The organism is Janthinobacterium sp. 35, from assembly GCF_002754575.1.
In the GTDB taxonomy this organism is placed as follows: Bacteria; Pseudomonadota; Gammaproteobacteria; order Burkholderiales; family Burkholderiaceae_D; genus Janthinobacterium; species Janthinobacterium tructae.
Window position 1 is genome coordinate 658,791 of the sequence record NZ_PEFN01000001.1, and the last position, 18,852, is coordinate 677,642.

The following is an 18,852-nucleotide window of genomic DNA, read 5'->3' on the forward strand; positions in this document are numbered from 1 at the left end:
GATAAGTGTCTCTATTCTTTCGTTTATTTGACTGCGCCGAAGGTCATGCCTTGCACGAGTTGCTTCTGGCAGAACCAGCCCAGCGCCATGATGGGCGCGATGGCCATCAGCGAAGCGGCCGACAATTTGGCCCAGAACAAGCCTTCCGGGCTGGAATACGAGGCGATGAGCCAGGCCAGCGTGCCCGCGTTGGAAGCGCCCAGGTTCAGCGACCAGAACGATTCATTCCACGACCACACCATGCACACGAGGGCCGTGGAGGCGATGCCGCCCACGGACAGGGGCAGCACGACGTGGCGGAATTCATCCCACACGGTGGCGCCATCCATGCGCGACGCTTCCAGGATTTCGCGCGGCAACTCCTTCATGCTGGTGTACAGCAGCCAGATCATGATGGGCAAATTCATCAGCATGAACATGATGGTCAGGCCGATGCGCGTATCGAGCAGACCGAAGTACTGATAGCAGATATAAATCGGCATCAGGGCGCCCACGCCGGGCATGTAGCGCGAGCTGAGCATGAATTTCAGCAAACCGATGGTGCCGCCCGTGGGAAAGAAGGCCATCGAATACGCGGCCGGGATGGCGATCAACAGGCCGATGGCCGTCGAGACGACGCTGGTAAACAGCGAGTTCCACGCGTAGCCGAAGTAATTGTCGCGCGCCAGCACTTCGCGGAAGCTGTCGAGGGTCGGCGTGAAGAACAGCAAGGGCGGCGTGGAAATGGCTTGCCCTTCCGTCTTGAAAGCCATCAGGCCCAGCCAGAAGATGGGAAAGAACAGCAGCAGTGCGCACAGCCAGGCGGCGGCCGTGCGGCCATACAGATTGAATTTGCTATGCATCAAGGTCTCCTTATTTCGACAGATTCTTGCCGATGACGCGCATCAGGAAGAAGGCGGCGATGTTGGCGATGAGCACGGCGAACAGGGCGCCGGCCGAAGCCGCTCCCACGTCGTACGACAGCAGCGCCTGCTGATAAATCATGAAGGTGATGGTGGTCGTGTCGAAACCGGGACCGCCGCCCGTGGTGGTGAAGATTTCCGCAAAGATCGACAACAAAAAGATCATCTCGATCATCAGCACCACCGAAACGGCGCGGCCCAGGTGGGGAATGTAGAGATAGCGCAACTGCTGCAAATAGGTGGCGCCATCCATGCGCGCCGCTTCCAGCTGCTCCCGGTCCATCGATTGCAGGGCCGTCATGAAGATCAGGCAGGCGAATGGCAGCCATTGCCACGAGACCATCATGATGATGGAAAACAGCGGGTGCTCCGACAGCCAGTCGACGGGCGTGGCGCCAAAGAAGATGCTGATTTGCGCGAACAGGCCGTAGATGGGATTGAGCAGCATGTTCTTCCACATCAGGGCATTGACGGCCGGCATGACGAGAAACGGCGAGATCAGCAGCACGCGCACGATGGCGCGCCCGGGGAATGCTTCATTGATCAGCAAGCCCAGCGCCGTGCCCAGCACCACCGTGATCAGCATGACGGAAAACAGCAAAGTAAACGTGTTCTGCAAGGCCGGCAGGAACGAGGCATCGGTAAAGAAAAAGTGGAAATTGGCCAGGCCATGGAAAGGATGGCCGCTCGGATCGAGCATGGAGTAGCGCACGAACGCGTAAAACAGGGTAATCAGCAGCGGAACGACGGAAATGACGGAGACGGCGACCACGGCCGGCGTCAGCAAAGTCCGGGGGATAATGCGTTTCATAATGTTCTCTTGGGGCGTGAGGTATCTTTTAAACCCGCAAGGCTGAAGTACCGGGGTCGGACCCTGAGGGTCCGACCCCAGCTTTCGCCATTCGGGTTACAACAGCGTCACCTGTTTGCAAACTACAAACCGCGCAGTAGGTTTGTCAGGCTATCTTCCTACTTGTAGTACCCACCCTTGCGCATCTCCCGCTCCGCCGTCTGCTGCGACAATTCCAGCGCCTGCTCCACCGTCACCTTGCCCAGCAACGCCGCCGCCATCTGCTGGCCGGCCGCCACGCCGATCACCTGGAATTCGGGGATCGATGCGAATTGCACGCCCACGTACGGCGACGGCAGCATGGTGCTTTGCACGGCGCGCGTGGTGGCCAGGGCCTTGCCTTCGGCGGCGGCAAATTTCGCCACTTTCTGAAACTCGGGGCTCGCATAAGTCGACTTGCGCGTGCCCGTCGGCACGTTGGCCCAGCTGGTTTCCCTGGCCACCAGCTTCACGTAATCGGGCGAGGTGGCCCAGTTGATGAAGCGTTGCGCTTCATTCGGGTGCTTGGAACTGGCGGGAATGGCCAGCGACCAGATCCACAGCCAGTTGGCGCCCCGCTCCGTCACGCCGATGGGCGACTGGGCAAACGCCACCTTGTCGGCCACCTTGCTTTGCTTGGGGTCCGTGATGAAGGAAGCGGCGATCGTTGCGTCGATCCAGATGCCGCACTTGCCCTGGTTGAACAGCGCCAGGTTTTCATTGAAGCTGTTGGCAGCCGCGCCCGGCGGGCCGTATTTCTTCATCAGGTCGACATACATGGTGACCGCGTCCTTCCACGGCTTGCTGGTAAATTGCGGTTTCCATTGCATGTCGAACAACTGGCCGCCGTAGGAATTGGCCATGGTGGTGATCAGCGCCATATTGTCGCCCCAGCCCGGCTTGCCGCGCAGGCAGATGCCATACACGCCGTTGGCCGGATCGTGCAGCTTGGCGGCCACGTCGCGCAACTGATTCCAGGTGGGACGGTCTTCGATCGTCACGCCCGCTTTTTTGACCAGGTCGCTGCGGTACATGATCATCGAGCTTTCGCCATAGAACGGCGACGCGTACAGCTTGCCGTCGCCGGAGAGGCCTTCGCGTATGGCCGGCAGCAAGTCGTCGATATCGTACTTGGCGTCCGGCTTGATGGGGATCAGCCAGTTTTTCTTGCCCCAGATGGGCGTTTCATACAGGCCGATGGTCATCACGTCGAACTGGCCGCCCTTGGTGGCGATATCGGTGGTCATGCGCTGGCGCAAGACGCCCTCTTCCAGGGTCACCCATTTGAGCTTGATGTCGGGATTGGCTTGCTCGAAGAACTTGCTGAGCTTTTGCATTTCGATCATGTGGCCGTTGTTGACGGTGGCGATGACCAGGTCGGTGGCGGCAATCGCGGACGAAGCGAAGCAGAAGGCGCCGGCGCACAGCGCGGCAATGGCGGAACGTTTCATTGTGTGTCTCCAGTGTTTTTTGTCGTTGGCAATGCTCAGGTACTTAGCACCACGACCACAATGTAGCACCGGACTTTGATACTTTCTGATACTCCAAAACCGCAATTCGATACTCTTTTGCAGACCCGCTATGCACCAGAGTATCGATATTGAGTAAAAACAACACTTTGAAAGAAAGTATCGTCACTTGTACGTTTTGTATCGGTCTGGTTAAAAAAGCGCTGCTAGACTTGGTTTTCGGCATTAGACCGTATGCGCTGCCCGTCCTCCGGGCGCCAGCGCTACCACTTACATTTTTCTGGAGACCGCATGAATCGCACTGCATTGAAAACTTTACCTGCCCTGCTCCTGGCCATCGCCAGCGCTTCCGCCCTTGCCGACCCGATGTACCCAAGTGATGCCGAAGGCTTCCACGGCTACCTGCGCGCCGGCGCCGGCAGCAATACGTCGGGCGACGGCGGTTCGCAAGGCTGCTTCGGCCTGGGTGGCAATACCATGAAATACCGTCTGGGCAATGAGTGCGACGCCTACACGGAATTCGGCTACACCAAGTCCGTCGCCAAGTCCGGCGGCGTGAACTACCTGGCCACCATCTGGGTCAACGCCTACGCGCCAAACTCCGATTTCGGCGACAACAAACTGGGCATCGTCAAGGCCTACGTCGAAGCGCAGGGACTCGATTTCCTGAACGGCGGCACGGCCTGGGTCGGTAAACGCTTCTACTACCGTCCTGACATCCACATGCTGGATCTGCAGTACATCAACATGAACGGCACGGGCGCCGGCCTGGACCGCATTCCTGCTGGCCCCGGTAAATTCTCGTATGCCTTCTTCAAGGACAACGATATCAACGCCCGCGACAAGAACACAGGCGCCATCACAGGCACCCGTTCCGCCGTGCGCCAGAACTTCATCTACGGTGAAATTCCTGTCAACGCCAACGGTACGCTGGACCTGGCCGCGACCATCATCACGGCTGAAGGCAAGGACAACGACATCTACGGCCCGAAACATAACGGTTGGCAACTGTCGGCATTCCACCGTCAAGGTAAAGTGTTCGGCGGCGGCAACACCTTTGGCGTGCAATACGGCGTCGGTCCTGGCACCGGCAATGGCGCGCAATTCGGCGCTTCGGGCGACACCAGTTTCGGTTCGGACGTGAAACGCACGCGCATCTTCAATGACATGGCGATCCAGCCGATGGCCAATTTCGGCATGGAATTCGTCGCCCTGTGGCAAAAAGACGAGTCGAACGCCAAAGGTTCCTCGACCTGGACCTCGGTCGGCGTGCGTCCTGTGTATGCATTCACCGACAACTTCAAGCTGGTGGGCGAACTGGGCACGGATCGCGTGACGCAAGCGGGCGGCCTGCCGGCCAAGCGCCTGACCAAGCTGACCATCGCGCCGACGATCTCGGCCGGTCCTGGCTTGTGGTCGCGTCCTGAACTGCGCGCTTTTGTGACCTACGGCAAATGGAACGATGCGGCCACCGCGTCGGTCAATACGTCGAACAACGGCGGCCCGATCTACAACAACAATACCAGCGGCACGTCGTATGGTTTCCAGGTAGAGACGTGGTTCTAAGCTGAACCCAAAAGCACGCCGGGGTCGAACCCTGAGGGTCCGACCCCAGTACTTGCATTCGGGTCAAAAAAAGGGCGGAACCACGGTTCCGCCCTTCTCTGTTTACCCTACCGTATCACTGCTTACGGCAAGGCCACCGGCAATTCCGGATACTCTTGCGTCAACGCATATTTGGTGCCGCCCACGGTCACCGTGTAATTGGCCGGCCCCGAGATCGGCAAGCGGTAATTCAAGGTCAGCGCCACGGAGCCGCCCGGCGCCAGCGATTGCCAGGCGGGAATCGCAAAGCGGGCGCGGTTGTAGTTCTTCGTGAAGCCGCCGATATTGTTCGGTCCCGTGTAGCCGGCATTGATCACCGTCAAGCCGAAACCGGACTGGTCGCTCATGTCCGATGGCGCCGACACGGGATAATCGAACTCCACCACGGTGCCGCCCGGCAAGGTCGAGGTGGTGTTGTTCTTCACCGTCATCACGGGGTTGATGGGAAAGTTGTTGTCGCCCAGCTTCCAGTCGCCCAACGTGATGCTGACGTTGGCCGCCGTGGCCGGCATGGCGATTTCGGCGCGCTTGTTGCCGTACACGCCAGCCGTGCGGAAGGCCTGGTACAGCACGTCCGTCAGGGTGGTGCCCATGAAGTACTCACCCTTGCCGCCATTGCGCGTGGCATCCCAGGCATAGTCGCCCGCCATTTCCCAGATCATCACGCCACCGATATTGTTGTTGACGATGTACTGGGCCTTGGCCGCGATCGATTGCGTGGTTTCCGTGGAAAGGAACACTTTCTTGGTCGCATTCCACAGCCACGGCGCCACCATGGTGCTGCTGTAGTACGGCACATACGTGCCCACCAGCGCCTTGTCCGTGACTTTATAGGCGTCCAGGTAGCTTGGCACTATGCCGTTTTGCAAGTTCAGCGCATGCCAGATGGGGTTGCCGCCACCGGGCGTGGGTTTGCCTTGCGAGTCGAGGTCGTACCACACGTTGTCGATGCCGGTGGCGCCCATGCCGCAGGTTTTCACGCCCGCGCAGGTGACGGTGGAATTGGTCAGCGCCGTCGTGCCCCACAAACCGTTGGTGCCGCCCGTCACGTCCTTCCAGCCCCGCGTGTAGAACGGCACGCCGATATTGATGCGTCCCGCCTGCATGGCGCCCCGGTAGTAGCGGTAGGCCCAGTCCGTGTTCAGGTAGCCGATGTTCTGGTACTGGTAAGCATTGCCGGCACGCAATTCGCCATCGTTGCCATCGTCAAACAGCGCCGCGTTCGGTCCCACATACTGGTTCCACGCGCCGTGCAAGTCGTAACTCATCAGGCTGGCGTAATCGAGATATTTCAATCCCGACATGTTTTCTTCGCCACGCAAGACCCAGCCCGAGGCGGAGCCGGCGATGGTGAGCAGATAGTATTTATTGTCCTGCACGGCCGCTTCGTCGAGCTTCTGGCGCAGCACTCTCAGCAGCACGTTATAGCTCGTCATCAAGCCCGCCAGGCGCGGTTTCGAGACGGCGAAATCGTTCGGATTGCCCGCTTCATTGTTGGTGGTCGGGTGTTCGTAATCGACATCAACGCCATCGAAGAAGTTGTACTGGCGCACGAACGCCACCATGGAATCGGCCAGGGTGTTGATGCCGGCCGTGTTGATGCTGCCATCCGCATTCGTCGTCGCCGTGTAAAAGCCGCCGCTGCCGGCCCAGCCGCCCACGGAAATCATCAGTTTCACGCCTGGATACTTCTTCTTGTATTGCGACAGCAAGTTGAAGTGGCCCTGGTACGGCAACGACGGGTCCATGGCGGCGGCCGGCACATTCGGCCAGGTGAGGCCCGTATCGGGATTGGCCGCGCCGCTGCCGATGGCGATTTTCGAGGTGGCCGGATCGACGGAAGCGAATGCATAGTTCAAGTGGGTGATCTTGTCCCACGGCAAGTTATTCACCAGATACGTCGGGCTGCCATCGACGCCCGTGCGCCAGCTGGCGAAATAGCCGACGATGCGCCGGTTCAAGCCATTGGTCAGCACTTCGCGGCCATTCGCGTCGTACACCTTGCAATACGGCACATTCGGCACGGCCGAGATCAAGCCGTCGGGACGGCAAGCCGTGGGTGTCGGCGTTGGAGTCGGGGTCGGCGTTGGGGTCGGCGTTGGGGTCGGCGTTGGGGTCGGCGTCGGCGTATCCGTCACGGCCCATGGTCCCCACTGGTCGGTGGCGCTGGGGACATTGCCCTGCGTCCACCACTTGGCCTTGTAGCTGACGCCCTGGTACAGCACGCACTGGCCGCCCGTATAGATGGTGGCGGCATCCCAGACGACGCACGCTTCCACGGTGGCGAGCAAGGTGTTTGGCGTGGCCGTCGTGCCTTCCTGGCCGCCGCCGCAAGCGACGAGCACGCCGCTGAGCAGGGCCATCAATAATGCATTCGATTTCATGAGGTGTCTGTCTCCGTTATGGTTATACATCGAGCGCTTGTTGCAGGCCCCTGAAGGGGCTCTTGTCAACTGTGATCCCTGGCCGGCTATCCTGCGCTTGCTGTTACTGCAACTTCACATTCCAGTTGGCTTCCACGCATTTCACGTAGTTCCCGGCCAGCAAGGCGCTGTACGGGGTTTGATAGCTGACCAGCTGGCATTGGTTGTCGCCACCCGAGCTCCAGTTCTTTTCCCAATAGATGTTGTAGGAAGCGGAACTGGCCGGGGTGAAACGTTGCATGTTGGCGCAAGACAATTGTTCGCCGGAATAATCCCAGCCCATGTCGGCGGCAAATTGCTTGTAGTAATCGATGCGGTTTTGTGCGGCCTGCTTTTCCGTGCCCTGCCCGCACTCGGCATTGATGATCATGATGGTGGTGGCAAAGTTATTGCCCGCCCCGGCTGTCGTATCGGCCGCGTTCGGCACCCAGGTACCGTCCAGCACATGCAGCATCGACGGTTTCGGCGGTTGCGGATAGACAAAGAAGAACGTGGCCGAGGCCAGGTTCAGCCAGGTCGAGGCGACGAGGTCCGGGTTTTTCAGCAGCACCGTTTGATCGCCGTCATGCATGGCTTGCGAAAACGGACCGTAGTTGTAGTTGTACGACAACTGCTTGGCGCCGCGGCCAAAGTATTTCTTGAAGCTGCCGTCGGCATTGGTGCCGCAGGTCCAGACCTTGTTGAAGACGGGGTCGGCGCACTCGATGTTGTAGCCGCAGCCTGCGCCCGTCTCGTCGCAGCCCAGTTCGCGCAGATACTTCAAGCCCTGGCGCCATTGCGGCAAGGGGCTGCTGGCGTTATGGTCGCCCGTTTCCTGGCCGAAGTGGGCAAACATGGTGGCCAGGCTGTGGCGGCAGATGGCGTCCGCATTGCGCCCGTCGCCGTAGTCGTCGCACACGGCGGGGAACTTGGCCACGGCTTGCAGGAAGCGCTGATAGGTATAGCTGGCGTCGCGCGCGGCAAAATAGTAATCCCACTTCGCCGCCGGCAGCAGGCGTTCGACGCGCTTGACGTTGAGCGGATTGCCGGCCAGGCCAGGCTGCACGGCTTCGACGGCCGCATTGCCCAAAGTGCGGATCGAGGCCTTGACCTTGCGGAAGAAATCATTGTTCGTCAGCGCCGCCTCGTTGGCCTCGGCCTGGGCTTTGGTGGGCACGCCTGGCGTGGGTGTCGGTGTCGGGGTGGGCGTCGGTGTCGGTGTCGGCGTTGGAGTCGGGGTGGTGGTATCGAGGCTCCACGGCCCCCACTGGTCGTTGCCCGGCACCGTGCCCTGCACCCACCATTTGGCCCGGTACACCTTGCCGTCGTACACGGCGCACTGCCCTGCCGTGTAGACGGCGCTGGCGCTCCAGGCCGCGCAACTGTCGCTGGCGGTGGTCGCGGCCAGCAGGGTCGATGGGGGTTCGGTGGTGGAATTGCCGCCGCAAGCGAGCAGCGCGCTGCCCAGCAGGCCAGCCATGAATGGCGTAGCCAGCCGGCTTGATTGCCGTGTTTTCACATTGTCTCCTGAACGTTATACGAAAACTATCGAAGTAGCTTTTTATGTTGTACGTAAAGAAAGCACAGCGCAGCATCGGCTTTCTGCACAGAGAATGCGACGCCGAAAATTGGTAGTCAAGTGGTTTTATATAACGGTGTTTTTTACAATACCAGTGACTTCAGTCGGTACGGCTACAGCGCGCCAGGCAAAGAGTAAGGGAAGAGAAAAAAGGAGGATTTGCGCCAGCTGCCGGCAATACCGCGCCGGCAGCGGTGCGGCAAGTGGTATTAGCACTGCCGCAGGTGTTTTCAGGCCGATGGCGTTGCCGCGCGCTGGTGTTGCGGATAATACAGTTCATAAAACCAGCCGTACGCCTCCTCGATTTGCGCCTGGATGCGCGGCGGTATCGCATGCGGCCTGGGCGCGCTGATGGTCGCCTGCTGGCGGTGCGTGTATTTCATGCGGTAATGGCTGTCGCTTTCCTGTATCCCCACGGCCAGATGATGCGGATCGATCTGCCATGGCGCCAGGCCCAGCCACGCATACAGGTGCGACATGCATTCCACCGGCCGCGCCATCAAGTCTTCGAAACGCACGAAATACAGCTTTTTCTGCACCTCGAGCGGCAGGTCCAGCACGGCGTGCAGCGAGCTCAAGGGCGCGCCTATGGTGCGATCCTTGGCAAACAGCATGTCGGCACGGCCCAGACGGTCAAAATCGGCCAGGTGGTCGATAAAATCGAGCAGGATGGTGCGCTGGTGCTGCGCTTCGATGGAGCCGTAGACCTGGCCCAGTTCGCGCACGCAGACGATGACTTTCGCTTCCGGCGCCAGCTGCAGCAGCATCTCCACGCAATGCAGCCAGGCGCGGTTCTTGTCCACCACGCCCTGCTTGCCGCAATCCTGGTACCAGCCGCGCAGGAAGCCCTGCATGGCCGTTTTCAGATGGCCATAGCTGGCGTCGAAGGTGCTGTCGAGCTGCGACAGGAAAAAAGAATCGTCGCTGACCATGCGCCGCATGCCCAGCAAGGTATTGCACAGGGGGGAGCTATTGCCTTCGCAATGCAGGTCGGGATGCTGCGCCAGCAACTGGCACAGCAAGGTGGAGCCAGCGCGTGGCAAGCCGGCTACGCCGATGAAATGGGATGTCATGCGATGGTACTTTCTGTTCAACGCTGCTCTTCAGACGGAGGATGGTGCAGCCATTATAAGAGTGATGCGATGACGCGACCGCATAAAAAATGCCGCTTCGAAACACGAAGCGGCACTCCGACGCCACCATCGGGTGACGCAGCGGGCTTTACTGGCTTTCCTGGCGCGTGTTGCCGCCAGCTTCGGTCGGCAGGCGCAGGCCGCTGTCGACCACGCTCAAGCGCAGGCCTGGCAGGACATTGCTGACGACGTTGCTGGCCAGTTGCACCACCGGCGCGCCGCCTGCGTTACCCGTATCTCCCTCGCGCGGCGCCTCCTGCGTGGCGGCGGGCTTGCCTGGTGCTGATTCGCCACTGACGATCATGTCGGTCTGCACCATATTGCCCTGCGACGGCGCCACGGCAACGGCCGCGATCACGCTGGCGACCGCGCTTTGCAGCGCTTCCGTCGGCTTGACCTTCAGCACGCCTTCCACATAGTTCAAGGCGTAATTGTTCGACGCCTGGCCCGATGCCGAGACCAGATAATTGCCGGCCACGGATGCCGTCGTCGCCGGCGTGCTGAACGCCAGGTTGCCGCTCACTTCGGCGGCCACCGTGTCGCCACCGAGCAGGCCGCTGTAGCCGGCGCTGAAGTCGGGGTTGACGCGTCCCTGGTCTTTTTCAGTGTTATCGACTTTGACCGTCAGCGCTGCCTGCGAGATCGTGGCCGTGGTGCTGGCGCTGGTGTTGACCACGTAATTGCCCGCATCCGTGCCGCTCAGGCTTATGCCTGCCACCGTCACCGTCTTGCCCACGCCCGCATTCTTGTCGCTGAAACTGGCGCCATTGCTGGCAATACTCAGCTGATCATTGCCGATGCGGTTGTCGCGCAAGGAGACGGCGGCATTCGTGGTGGCGTCATACACTTTGTTGACGCCGCTGGCGCTGACCGTCAGGGTGGCTGGCGTGATATCGGCCGTGGTGCTGGCCTGGCTGCTGGCCAGCACATAGTTACCCGCATCGGCACCGGCCAGGCCCAGACCGCTGATGGCCACGGTCTTGCCCAGCGCCGCATTCTTGTCGCTGAATGTGCCAAGGACGGGGCCGCTGGCCAGGCTCAAGGCGTCGCCGGCCACCATGCCATTGAAACTGGCGCCCGCCAGGTTCAGGCTGGCCGCCGTGCCACCGTCATACACCTTGTTCGCTGCCACGATACCGGCAATGGCACTGATGGACGCCTTGCCGATATCGGCCCTCACCCCGCTGGCATTGCTGAAGGCATAGTTGCTGACCAGGCCAGTGCCGTCCGTGACCGTCGCGCCCGTGACATTGACCACCTTGTTGCTGCCCGCGTTCTTGTCGCTGAAGGCGCCTGTCTGGTTCGCCAGATTCAAGCTCAGCGTTTCCATGCCGACCAAGCCGCTCAGGACGCCGCCCGACAGCGCAGCCTGCTGCGTGCCGTCATAGTCCCGGCTCGCCGCCGTCACGCCCGTCACCGTCAACGCCTTCGGCGTGATAGTGGCCGTCACTCCGCTGGCATTGCTGAAGGCATAGTTGCTGGCCAGGCCAGTGCCGTCCGAAACCGTTGCGCCCGTGACATTGACCACTTTGTTGCTGCCCGCGTTCTTGTCGCTGAAGGCGCCTGTCTGGTTCGCCAGATTCAAGCTCAGCGTTTCCATGCCGACCAAACCGCTCAAGACGCCGCCCGACAGTGCAGCCTGCTGCGTGCCGTCATAGTCCCGGCTCGCCGCCGTCACGCCCGTCACCGTCAACGCTTTCGGCGTGATAGTGGCCGTCACGCCGCTGGCATTGCTGAAGGCATAGTTGCTGGCCAGGCCAGTGCCGTCCGTGACCGTTGCGCCCGTGACATTGACCACCTTGTTGCTGCCCGCGTTCTTGTCGCTGAAGGCGCCGGTCTGGTTCGCCAGATTCAAGCTCAGCGTTTCCATGCCGACCAAGCCGCTCAAGGCGCCGCCCGACAAGACCACATCGAGCGTGCCGTCATACACGCGGTTGCTCGCGCTCACGCCGCTGACGGTCAACGCCTTTTGCGCAATAGTGGCCGTCACGCCGGTGGCGTTGCTGACCGAATAATTGCTGGCCAGCCCAGTGCCATCGACCAGGGTCGCGCCCGTCACCGCGACGGCCTTGCCCGTGCCCGCGTTCTGGTCACTGAAACTGCCCACCTGCCCCGTCAATCCCAATGTTTCACCGCCCACCAGGCCATCCAAGGTACCGCCCGACAGGCTGGCCTTGGTATTGCCATCGTAGGTCTTGTCGCTGGCCAGCACGCCGCTCACCGTCAAGGCTTTTTGCGTGATGCCGGCCTTCACGGTGGTCGGGTTGCTGACCGTGTAATTGCTGGCCAGCCCCGTGCCGTCGGCCAGGCTGCTGCCGCTGACGACGATGGTTTTGTTGCTGCCTGCGTTTTTGTCGCTGAACACGCCCGTTGCGCCGGACAGCAGCAGCGTTTCACCGCTGACCAGACCCGACAGACTTCCGCCGGACAAGGTCGCGTCGAGCAGGCCGTCATAGACTTTGTTGCTGGCCGTCATACCCGTCACCGTCAGCGCCTTGGGCGTGATGTTTGCGCTCAGTCCGCTTGGGTTGCTGATCGTATAGTTGCTGGCGAGGCCGCCATTGCCGCCATTGACCAGGGTCGAGCCGCTGGCGATGACGGTTTTGCCGGTGCCGGCATTCTTGTCGGAAAAACTTGCTGAAAGTCCCGTCACGCCCAGCGTTTCCGAACCGACCAGGCCGCTGATCGAACCGCCCGACAAGGTCGCCTTGGTGTTGCCATCGTAGACTTTATTGACGGCCGACATGCCGGTGATCGTCAGCGCCTTCGGCGTGATATCGCCGCTGCCGCTGCCGGTGCTGAGCGTCAGATTGTAATTGCCCGCATCCGTGCCGGCCAGGGCGATGCCGCTCACGGCCACCGTCTTGCCGTTGCCGACGTTCTTGTCGGCAAACGTGGCCGTCGTCGCGCTGAACGACAGGCTATCGCCGCTGAACATGCCGTTGAACGTGGCGCCGCCCGCATTGATGCTGGCCTTGGTGTTCGCGTCATACACTTTGCTGTTTGCCGTGATGTTCGTCACGCTGCTGATGGTTGCCTTGCTGATATCGGCCGTCAGGGCGCCCGGATTGCTGACCGTATAGTTGCTGGCCAGCCCAGTGCCATCGGCCAGCGTGGCGCCGCTCACGGTCACGCTCTTGCCCGTGCCCACGTTCTTGTCGTCAAACACCCCCGACAAGCCGGACAGGCCCAAGGTTTCCCCGCCTACCAGGCCGCTCAAGGTACCGCCCGACAGGGTTGCATCGAGCGTGCCGTCATACACGCGGCTGCTCGCGCTCACGCCGCTGACGGTCAACGCCTTTTGCGCAATAGTGGCCGTCACGCCGGTGGCGTTGCTGACCGAATAATTGCTGGCCAGCCCAGTGCCATCGATCAGGGTCGCGCCCGTCACCGCGACGGCCTTGCCCGTGCCCGCGTTCTGGTCACTGAAACTGCCCACCTGCCCCGTCAATCCCAGTGTTTCACCGCCCACCAGGCCATCCAGGGTACCGCCCGACAGGCTGGCCTTGGTATTGCCGTCGTAGGTCTTGTCGCTGGCCAGCACGCCGCTCACCGTCAAGGCTTTTTGCGTGATGCCGGCCTTCACGGTGGTCGGATTGCTGACCGTGTAATTGCTGGCCAGCCCCGTGCCGTCGGCCAGGCTGCTGCCGCTGACGACGATGGTTTTGTTGCTGCCTGCGTTTTTGTCGCTGAACACGCCCGTTGCGCCGGACAGCAGCAGCGTTTCACCGCTGACCAGACCCGACAGACTTCCGCCGGACAAGGTCGCGTCGAGCAGGCCGTCATAGACTTTGTTGCTGGCCGTCATACCCGTCACCGTCAGCGCCTTGGGCGTGATGTTTGCGCTCAGTCCGCTTGGGTTGCTGATCGTATAGTTGCTGGCGAGGCCGCCATTGCCGCCATTGACCAGGGTCGAACCGCTGGCGATGACGGTTTTGCCGGTGCCGGCATTCTTGTCGGAAAAACTTGCTGAAAGTCCCGTCACGCCCAGCGTTTCCGAACCGACCAGGCCGCTGATCGAACCGCCCGACAAGGTCGCCTTGGTGTTGCCATCGTAGACTTTATTGACGGCCGACATGCCGGTGATCGTCAGCGCCTTCGGCGTGATATCGCCGCTGCCGCTGCCGGTGCTGAGCGTCAGATTGTAATTGCCCGCATCCGTGCCGGCCAGGGCGATGCCGCTCACGGCCACCGTCTTGCCGCTACCGACGTTCTTGTCGGCAAACGTGGCCGTCGTCGCGCTGAACGACAGGCTGTCGCCGCTGAACATGCCGTTGAACGTGGCGCCGCCCGCATTGATGCTGGCCTTGGTGTTCGCGTCATACACTTTGCTGTTTGCCGTGATGTTCGTCACGCTGCTGATGGTTGCCTTGCTGATATCGGCCGTCAGGGCGCCCGGATTGCTGACCGTATAGTTGCTGGCCAGCCCAGTGCCATCGACCAGCGTGGCGCCGCTCAAGCTCACGCTCTTGCCCGTGCCCACATTCTTGTCGGCGAACACGCCGCTCAAACTGGACAGGCCCAGGGTTTCCCCGCCTACCAGGCCACTCAGGGTACCGCCGGACAGGGCCGCATTGCGCGTGCCGTCATACACGCGGTTGCTGGTGGTGACACCCGTGATGGTCAGGGCCTTGGCCGTGATATCGGCCAGGGCGCTACCCGTCGTGCCGGCAAGGATATAGTTGCCTGCATCGGCGCCGCCCAGGAACAAACCGCTGATGCTGACTGTTTTTCCGCTGCCGGCATTCTTGTTGTCGAAAGTGCCCGTGCCGCTCAACGTCAGCGCATCACTGCCGATCTTGCCGGCTAATACAGCCGCGCTGGTGTCGAGCGCAGCGCCAGTCAAGCCGTCGTAGACCTTGCTGCCGGCCAGGATGCCGCTGATGCTGCTAATCGTCGCCGGCGTGATGTTGCCACTCACGCCAGTCAGCGGCGCCAAGATATAGTTGCCGGCTGCGCTGCCGCCGAGGGTGGCAGTCGCATTCACGGCGATGCCATTGCCGACATTCTTGCTGGCATAGGTCCCCAACAACGAGAGCAGGTTGACATTGCCAAGATCCCCAGCCAACAGGCCCGCCAACGTGCCGCCGCTGATGATGGCGGTGGTGTTGCCGTCATAGACCTTGTTGCCGGCGCCGGCGCCGTTCAGGCTGAGCTGGCGCTGCGTGATCACCAGGCCGCCATCGATATAGCTGATCGCATAGCCGGACTGCCCGCCCGTGGCATACAAGCCGCTGGCCGACACGCCATACGTGCCCGCATTCACGGCACCTGTGGCATTGCCTACATACACGAGCGTACCGAGCAGATCGGCGCCTGCCACCGTGTTCGAATATGTGACGCTATTGCTGCCGCCAGCGTAGGCCACTCCGTCATACACCTTGCTGTCGTAAGAAACGCGCACGGCGATCTGCTGCATGAACGAACGCAGGAAAGGCGCACTCTGGCCATCGTAGGCGACCCACATCTGGCCCAGATCCCAGCCTGCGCCCGTATAGTTCGACAGCGTCTTGAGCCCGCTCGTGGTCAGGTCCGTGCCGCCCGCGCTCGTTGCCTTGCCACTGGCAGTGCTATCCCAGTAACTGCCCGTGACGCTGCCTGTGCCCGTGCCGACCAGGCCGCCGCCGGCGCCGCTCACGCTGCCATTCGCATAGCTGGTGGCGACGGTGCCGCTGTTGCTGCCCACCAAGCCGCCCGCGCCGCTGCTGCCAGTCACCACGCCGCTGGCATAGCTATCCTTGATGGTGCCCGTGCCAGTGTTGCTGCCCACCAGGCCGCCGACATTGTTGGCGCCCGTGACGGCGCTGGTGGCAAAGCTGCCGCTGACGCTGCCGCCATTCGTGCCGACCAGGGCGCCCGTATTGTCGCCGCCGCTGATCGTGCCACCAGACAAGCCCACATTGGCGATCACGCCGCCGCTGCCGACGACGCCAAACAAGCCCACGCCCGCCACGCCCGACTTGATAATATTGAGGTTGGAAACAATATGCCCGGTGCCGTCGAGGCTACCCGTGAAGGCCGACCCGGCCGTGCCGACCGGGATGAAGCCCGTACTGCCCCACACGTCATTGCCGTTCGCGGCCGTGCTGGCTGCGCTGAAGCTGCTGCCCAGCGTGTAGCTGGCGGCCTTGCTCATCGCCATCAATTGCAACTGGTGCGTGGAATTGATGGTGTTCGACCATTCCGACGCCAGCATGGGGCGCGTGCCGGCGCTGGCGCCATTGATGGAACCGTCGCCGCTGACGATCACCCAGTTGTTGCCTGCCGCGCCGGCCGTGGTGGTGAAATTGAAACCTGCGAAATTACTACCTTGCAACATCTGCGCGCTGGTCAGGCCTTGGGCAACGGTAGTTGCACCATTGCCTACATGGCCAACGGCAGTTGCCGCCGGATTCAGCGTGCTGTTGAAGTAGGCATTGACAATGGAACCACCATTGTGATCGCCAACAATAGCGCCGTTATTAATGCCGGTCGTCGTGAGCTTGCCCGAATAATATGCATTGGTGAGGGCAACACCAATGTTGTAGCCCACCACGCCGCCCACGGTGGAGTTGCCCGTCACATTGCCGGTGGCATAGCTGTTGCTTATCGGACCGGCGGACACGCCAACCAGGCCGCCGAGATTATTCGTCCCGGTCACATTGCCGGTGGCATAGCTGTTCGTTACCGCGCCGCTTTCTATCCGGCCCAGCAAGCCACCCAGGCCGGAAAGTCCCGTGACATTGCCCGTCGCATAGCTGTTCGTGACCGTGCCTCCGGCCGTGTTAATGGCCGCCAGGCCGCCGCCATAGCTGCCGCCCGTGCCGCCGACGCTGACGGCGCCCGTGGCATAGCTGTCGCTGATCGTGCCGCGGTTGTAGACGGCCAGGCCGCCAGCGAAATAATTGGTGGATGTAGCAGCCACGGCGCTGGAACTGTTCTTGATGAAGCCGCCCGCCGCATTCTCGCCCACCAAGCCGCCTGCCGCGCCAAAAGCACCGGCAACGACCGTGCCTGCCGCGCGGCTGTTGCTGATCGTGCCCGCATTGGTGCCCACCAGCGCGCCCATGTTGATATAGCCAGAACCATGCACGGCGCCGCTGCTATAAACGTTATCGATCTTGCCATTATTAACGGCGGCCAGCGCACCGATGCCGGCGTAGCTACTACTGGCATAGGCAGCTACCGACCCTGCAACGCTGACGTTGCCCAAGCCCATGTTGCGCACCGCCCCGCCCGTGCCGATATTGCCGAACATACCGATGGCCATTTCCGGACGGTTGATCGTCAACCCGATGATTTCATGGCCCAGACCATCGAGCGTGCCCGTGAATGGTGTCGTATCATTGCCGATAGGCATAAATCCCTTGCCACTCTCCCAGCTGCCCGTGGCGCGCGCGTCGATATTGCTGCCCAGCACATAGTTGCCGGACAAATTGCCCTGCAGGCCCTGCACGTCGTTGCCGGTAGTGCTGTTGAAGGCGCCCAAACTGTTAATGACCTGATACACGGTCACGCCGCCATCGCTGCCCAGCTTGGTACTGAAATTATTGCCCGATGGCAAATCCACTTCCGCCTTGACGTTGTAGGTGGCCAGATTGCCGGCGGCGACGCCACTCTGGCCGTATTCCAGCGCCAGGCTTGCCGTGCCCGAGCCCCGCATGGCCTTGTTGATATTGACATTATTTTGCGCCGTCAGGGTCAGCTTGTTGGCCGACCAATTGACGTTATCGTTGACGTTGATGTTGCCTTGCGTACCGCCGGCACCCGAGACGCTCTGGATCTGCACGTTGCCGGACTTCAAGGAATTGCTGAGGAAGGTACCCGTCATGTCGCCGCCGGAGACGGCGATATTGAAGTCCGTGGGATCGATCAGCCAGGTGCCTGACAGGCCCTTGTTCGACGCCGTCGTCACCTTCAGCGCATCATCGATCTTGACGTGCGCGGCCGAGGTGTCGACAAAGCCGCCATTGCCGGTCAGGGGCGCGCTGGCGTCCAGCGTGCCGCCCGCGTTGACCGTGCCGCTCTGCATGTCGCCCAGCAACTTGATGGTGCCGCTGCGCGTATCGATGGTGTGCGCCTCGATCACGCCCGTGTTGTTGACGACGGTTTTCAGCAAGTCGCCGGCCGCCTGCGCGCTCAAGAGTACGCTGCCGCCGTCAGCCTTGATCAAGCCGCCATTGCTGACCAAAGCACCCACGGCGCCCGCGTTGACAGCGACATTGAGCAAGCCGTCGCCCGCCACGTCGAGGGTGATGGCGCGGCCCGCCGCCAGGGCCACCGAGCCCAGGCGTGCCTGGATCGTGCCCTCGTTCGACACGTTGGCGCCCAGCAAGGCCACATAGCCGCCCGGCGCGCTGATCGAACCCTGGTTCAGGACTTTACCTGTGCCATTGCCGCTAAATTGGTACTTGCCCGACATGAAATCGCTATTCGAAATGTCCAGGGTCGAGGCCACCAGGCCCGCCGTGTTGACCGAGGCTCCCTGGCCGAACAGCACGCCGTTCGGGTTGACGATAAAGACCTTGCCGTTGGCCGACAAGTTGCCGAGGATGGTCGTGCCATCGCTGCCCAGTACGCGGTTCAACGCCACCGCATTGCTGTTCGGCTGCACGAATTGCACGGACTCGCCCTTGCCGACATTGAAACTGGCCCAGTTGATGACGGCATTCTGGCTGCCCTGGTTGATCACCGTCGAACCTGGCGCACCGGTGATGCTAGCCTGGCCCGCCACCACCGTGCCGCCCGCCGGCCCCGCCAGCGCCAGACTGCCGTAGCCCAGCATCAGCGCCGCTGCCATGCTGGTCAAGGCGAAATGCGCCCCGCCGCCGCTGCATCCTGGCATCGAGCGCTTGCCGGCGGATTTGACGTTTTCGGAAACGGCGGCATAAGCGCCGGTGGCCTGGTTCCAGATGGAGCGGTAGATGCGGTTCATGGCGGTGTCCTGATTTTTT

At 61.6% G+C, this 18,852-nt stretch carries 8 protein-coding genes; 1 reads left to right on the forward strand and 7 read right to left on the reverse strand.

The genetic code is table 11. From position 1 onward, the window contains the following. Positions 1–23: 23 nt before the first annotated feature. The 3 genes from CLU93_RS02975 to CLU93_RS02985 form a co-directional block, all read right to left on the reverse strand. Positions 24–842 carry a carbohydrate ABC transporter permease gene (locus CLU93_RS02975; protein ID WP_071078291.1) on the reverse strand — a complete coding sequence of 273 codons (819 nt, stop codon included), beginning with the start codon at positions 840–842 and terminating at the stop codon, positions 24–26. Positions 843–852: 10 nt separating this feature from the next. Beyond that, positions 853–1,713: a carbohydrate ABC transporter permease gene (locus tag CLU93_RS02980; RefSeq protein ID WP_099759933.1), complete on the reverse strand. Its 861-nt coding sequence runs from the start codon at positions 1,711–1,713 to the stop codon at positions 853–855. Between the two features lie 158 nt (positions 1,714–1,871). Then, positions 1,872–3,182: an ABC transporter substrate-binding protein gene (locus CLU93_RS02985; RefSeq protein ID WP_099759934.1), complete on the reverse strand. Its 1,311-nt coding sequence runs from the start codon at positions 3,180–3,182 to the stop codon at positions 1,872–1,874. A 309-nt stretch (positions 3,183–3,491) separates the two neighbouring features. On the opposite strand from CLU93_RS02985, the gene CLU93_RS02990 reads away from it, so the two are divergent. Further along, positions 3,492–4,766, forward strand: a complete 1,275-nt coding sequence (locus CLU93_RS02990) for a maltoporin (protein ID WP_099759935.1) — start codon at positions 3,492–3,494, stop codon at positions 4,764–4,766. Positions 4,767–4,888: 122 nt separating this feature from the next. On the opposite strand, the gene CLU93_RS02995 is transcribed toward CLU93_RS02990, so the two are convergent. The 4 genes from CLU93_RS02995 to CLU93_RS03010 form a co-directional block, all read right to left on the reverse strand. Then, complete coding sequence (locus CLU93_RS02995) at positions 4,889–7,189, reverse strand: chitinase C-terminal domain-containing protein (protein WP_099759936.1); 2,301 nt, start codon at positions 7,187–7,189, stop codon at positions 4,889–4,891. A 103-nt stretch (positions 7,190–7,292) separates the two neighbouring features. Continuing rightward, positions 7,293–8,726: a glycoside hydrolase family 19 protein gene (locus CLU93_RS03000; RefSeq protein ID WP_257224852.1), complete on the reverse strand. Its 1,434-nt coding sequence runs from the start codon at positions 8,724–8,726 to the stop codon at positions 7,293–7,295. A gap of 290 nt (positions 8,727–9,016) precedes the next feature. Then, complete coding sequence (locus tag CLU93_RS03005) at positions 9,017–9,859, reverse strand: sulfotransferase family protein (RefSeq protein ID WP_099759938.1); 843 nt, start codon at positions 9,857–9,859, stop codon at positions 9,017–9,019. A 148-nt stretch (positions 9,860–10,007) separates the two neighbouring features. Then, the gene (locus tag CLU93_RS03010) at positions 10,008–18,833 is read right to left on the reverse strand and encodes a YDG domain-containing protein (RefSeq protein ID WP_099759939.1); all 8,826 of its coding nucleotides are present in this window, start codon (positions 18,831–18,833) and stop codon (positions 10,008–10,010) included. Positions 18,834–18,852 lie beyond the last annotated feature (19 nt).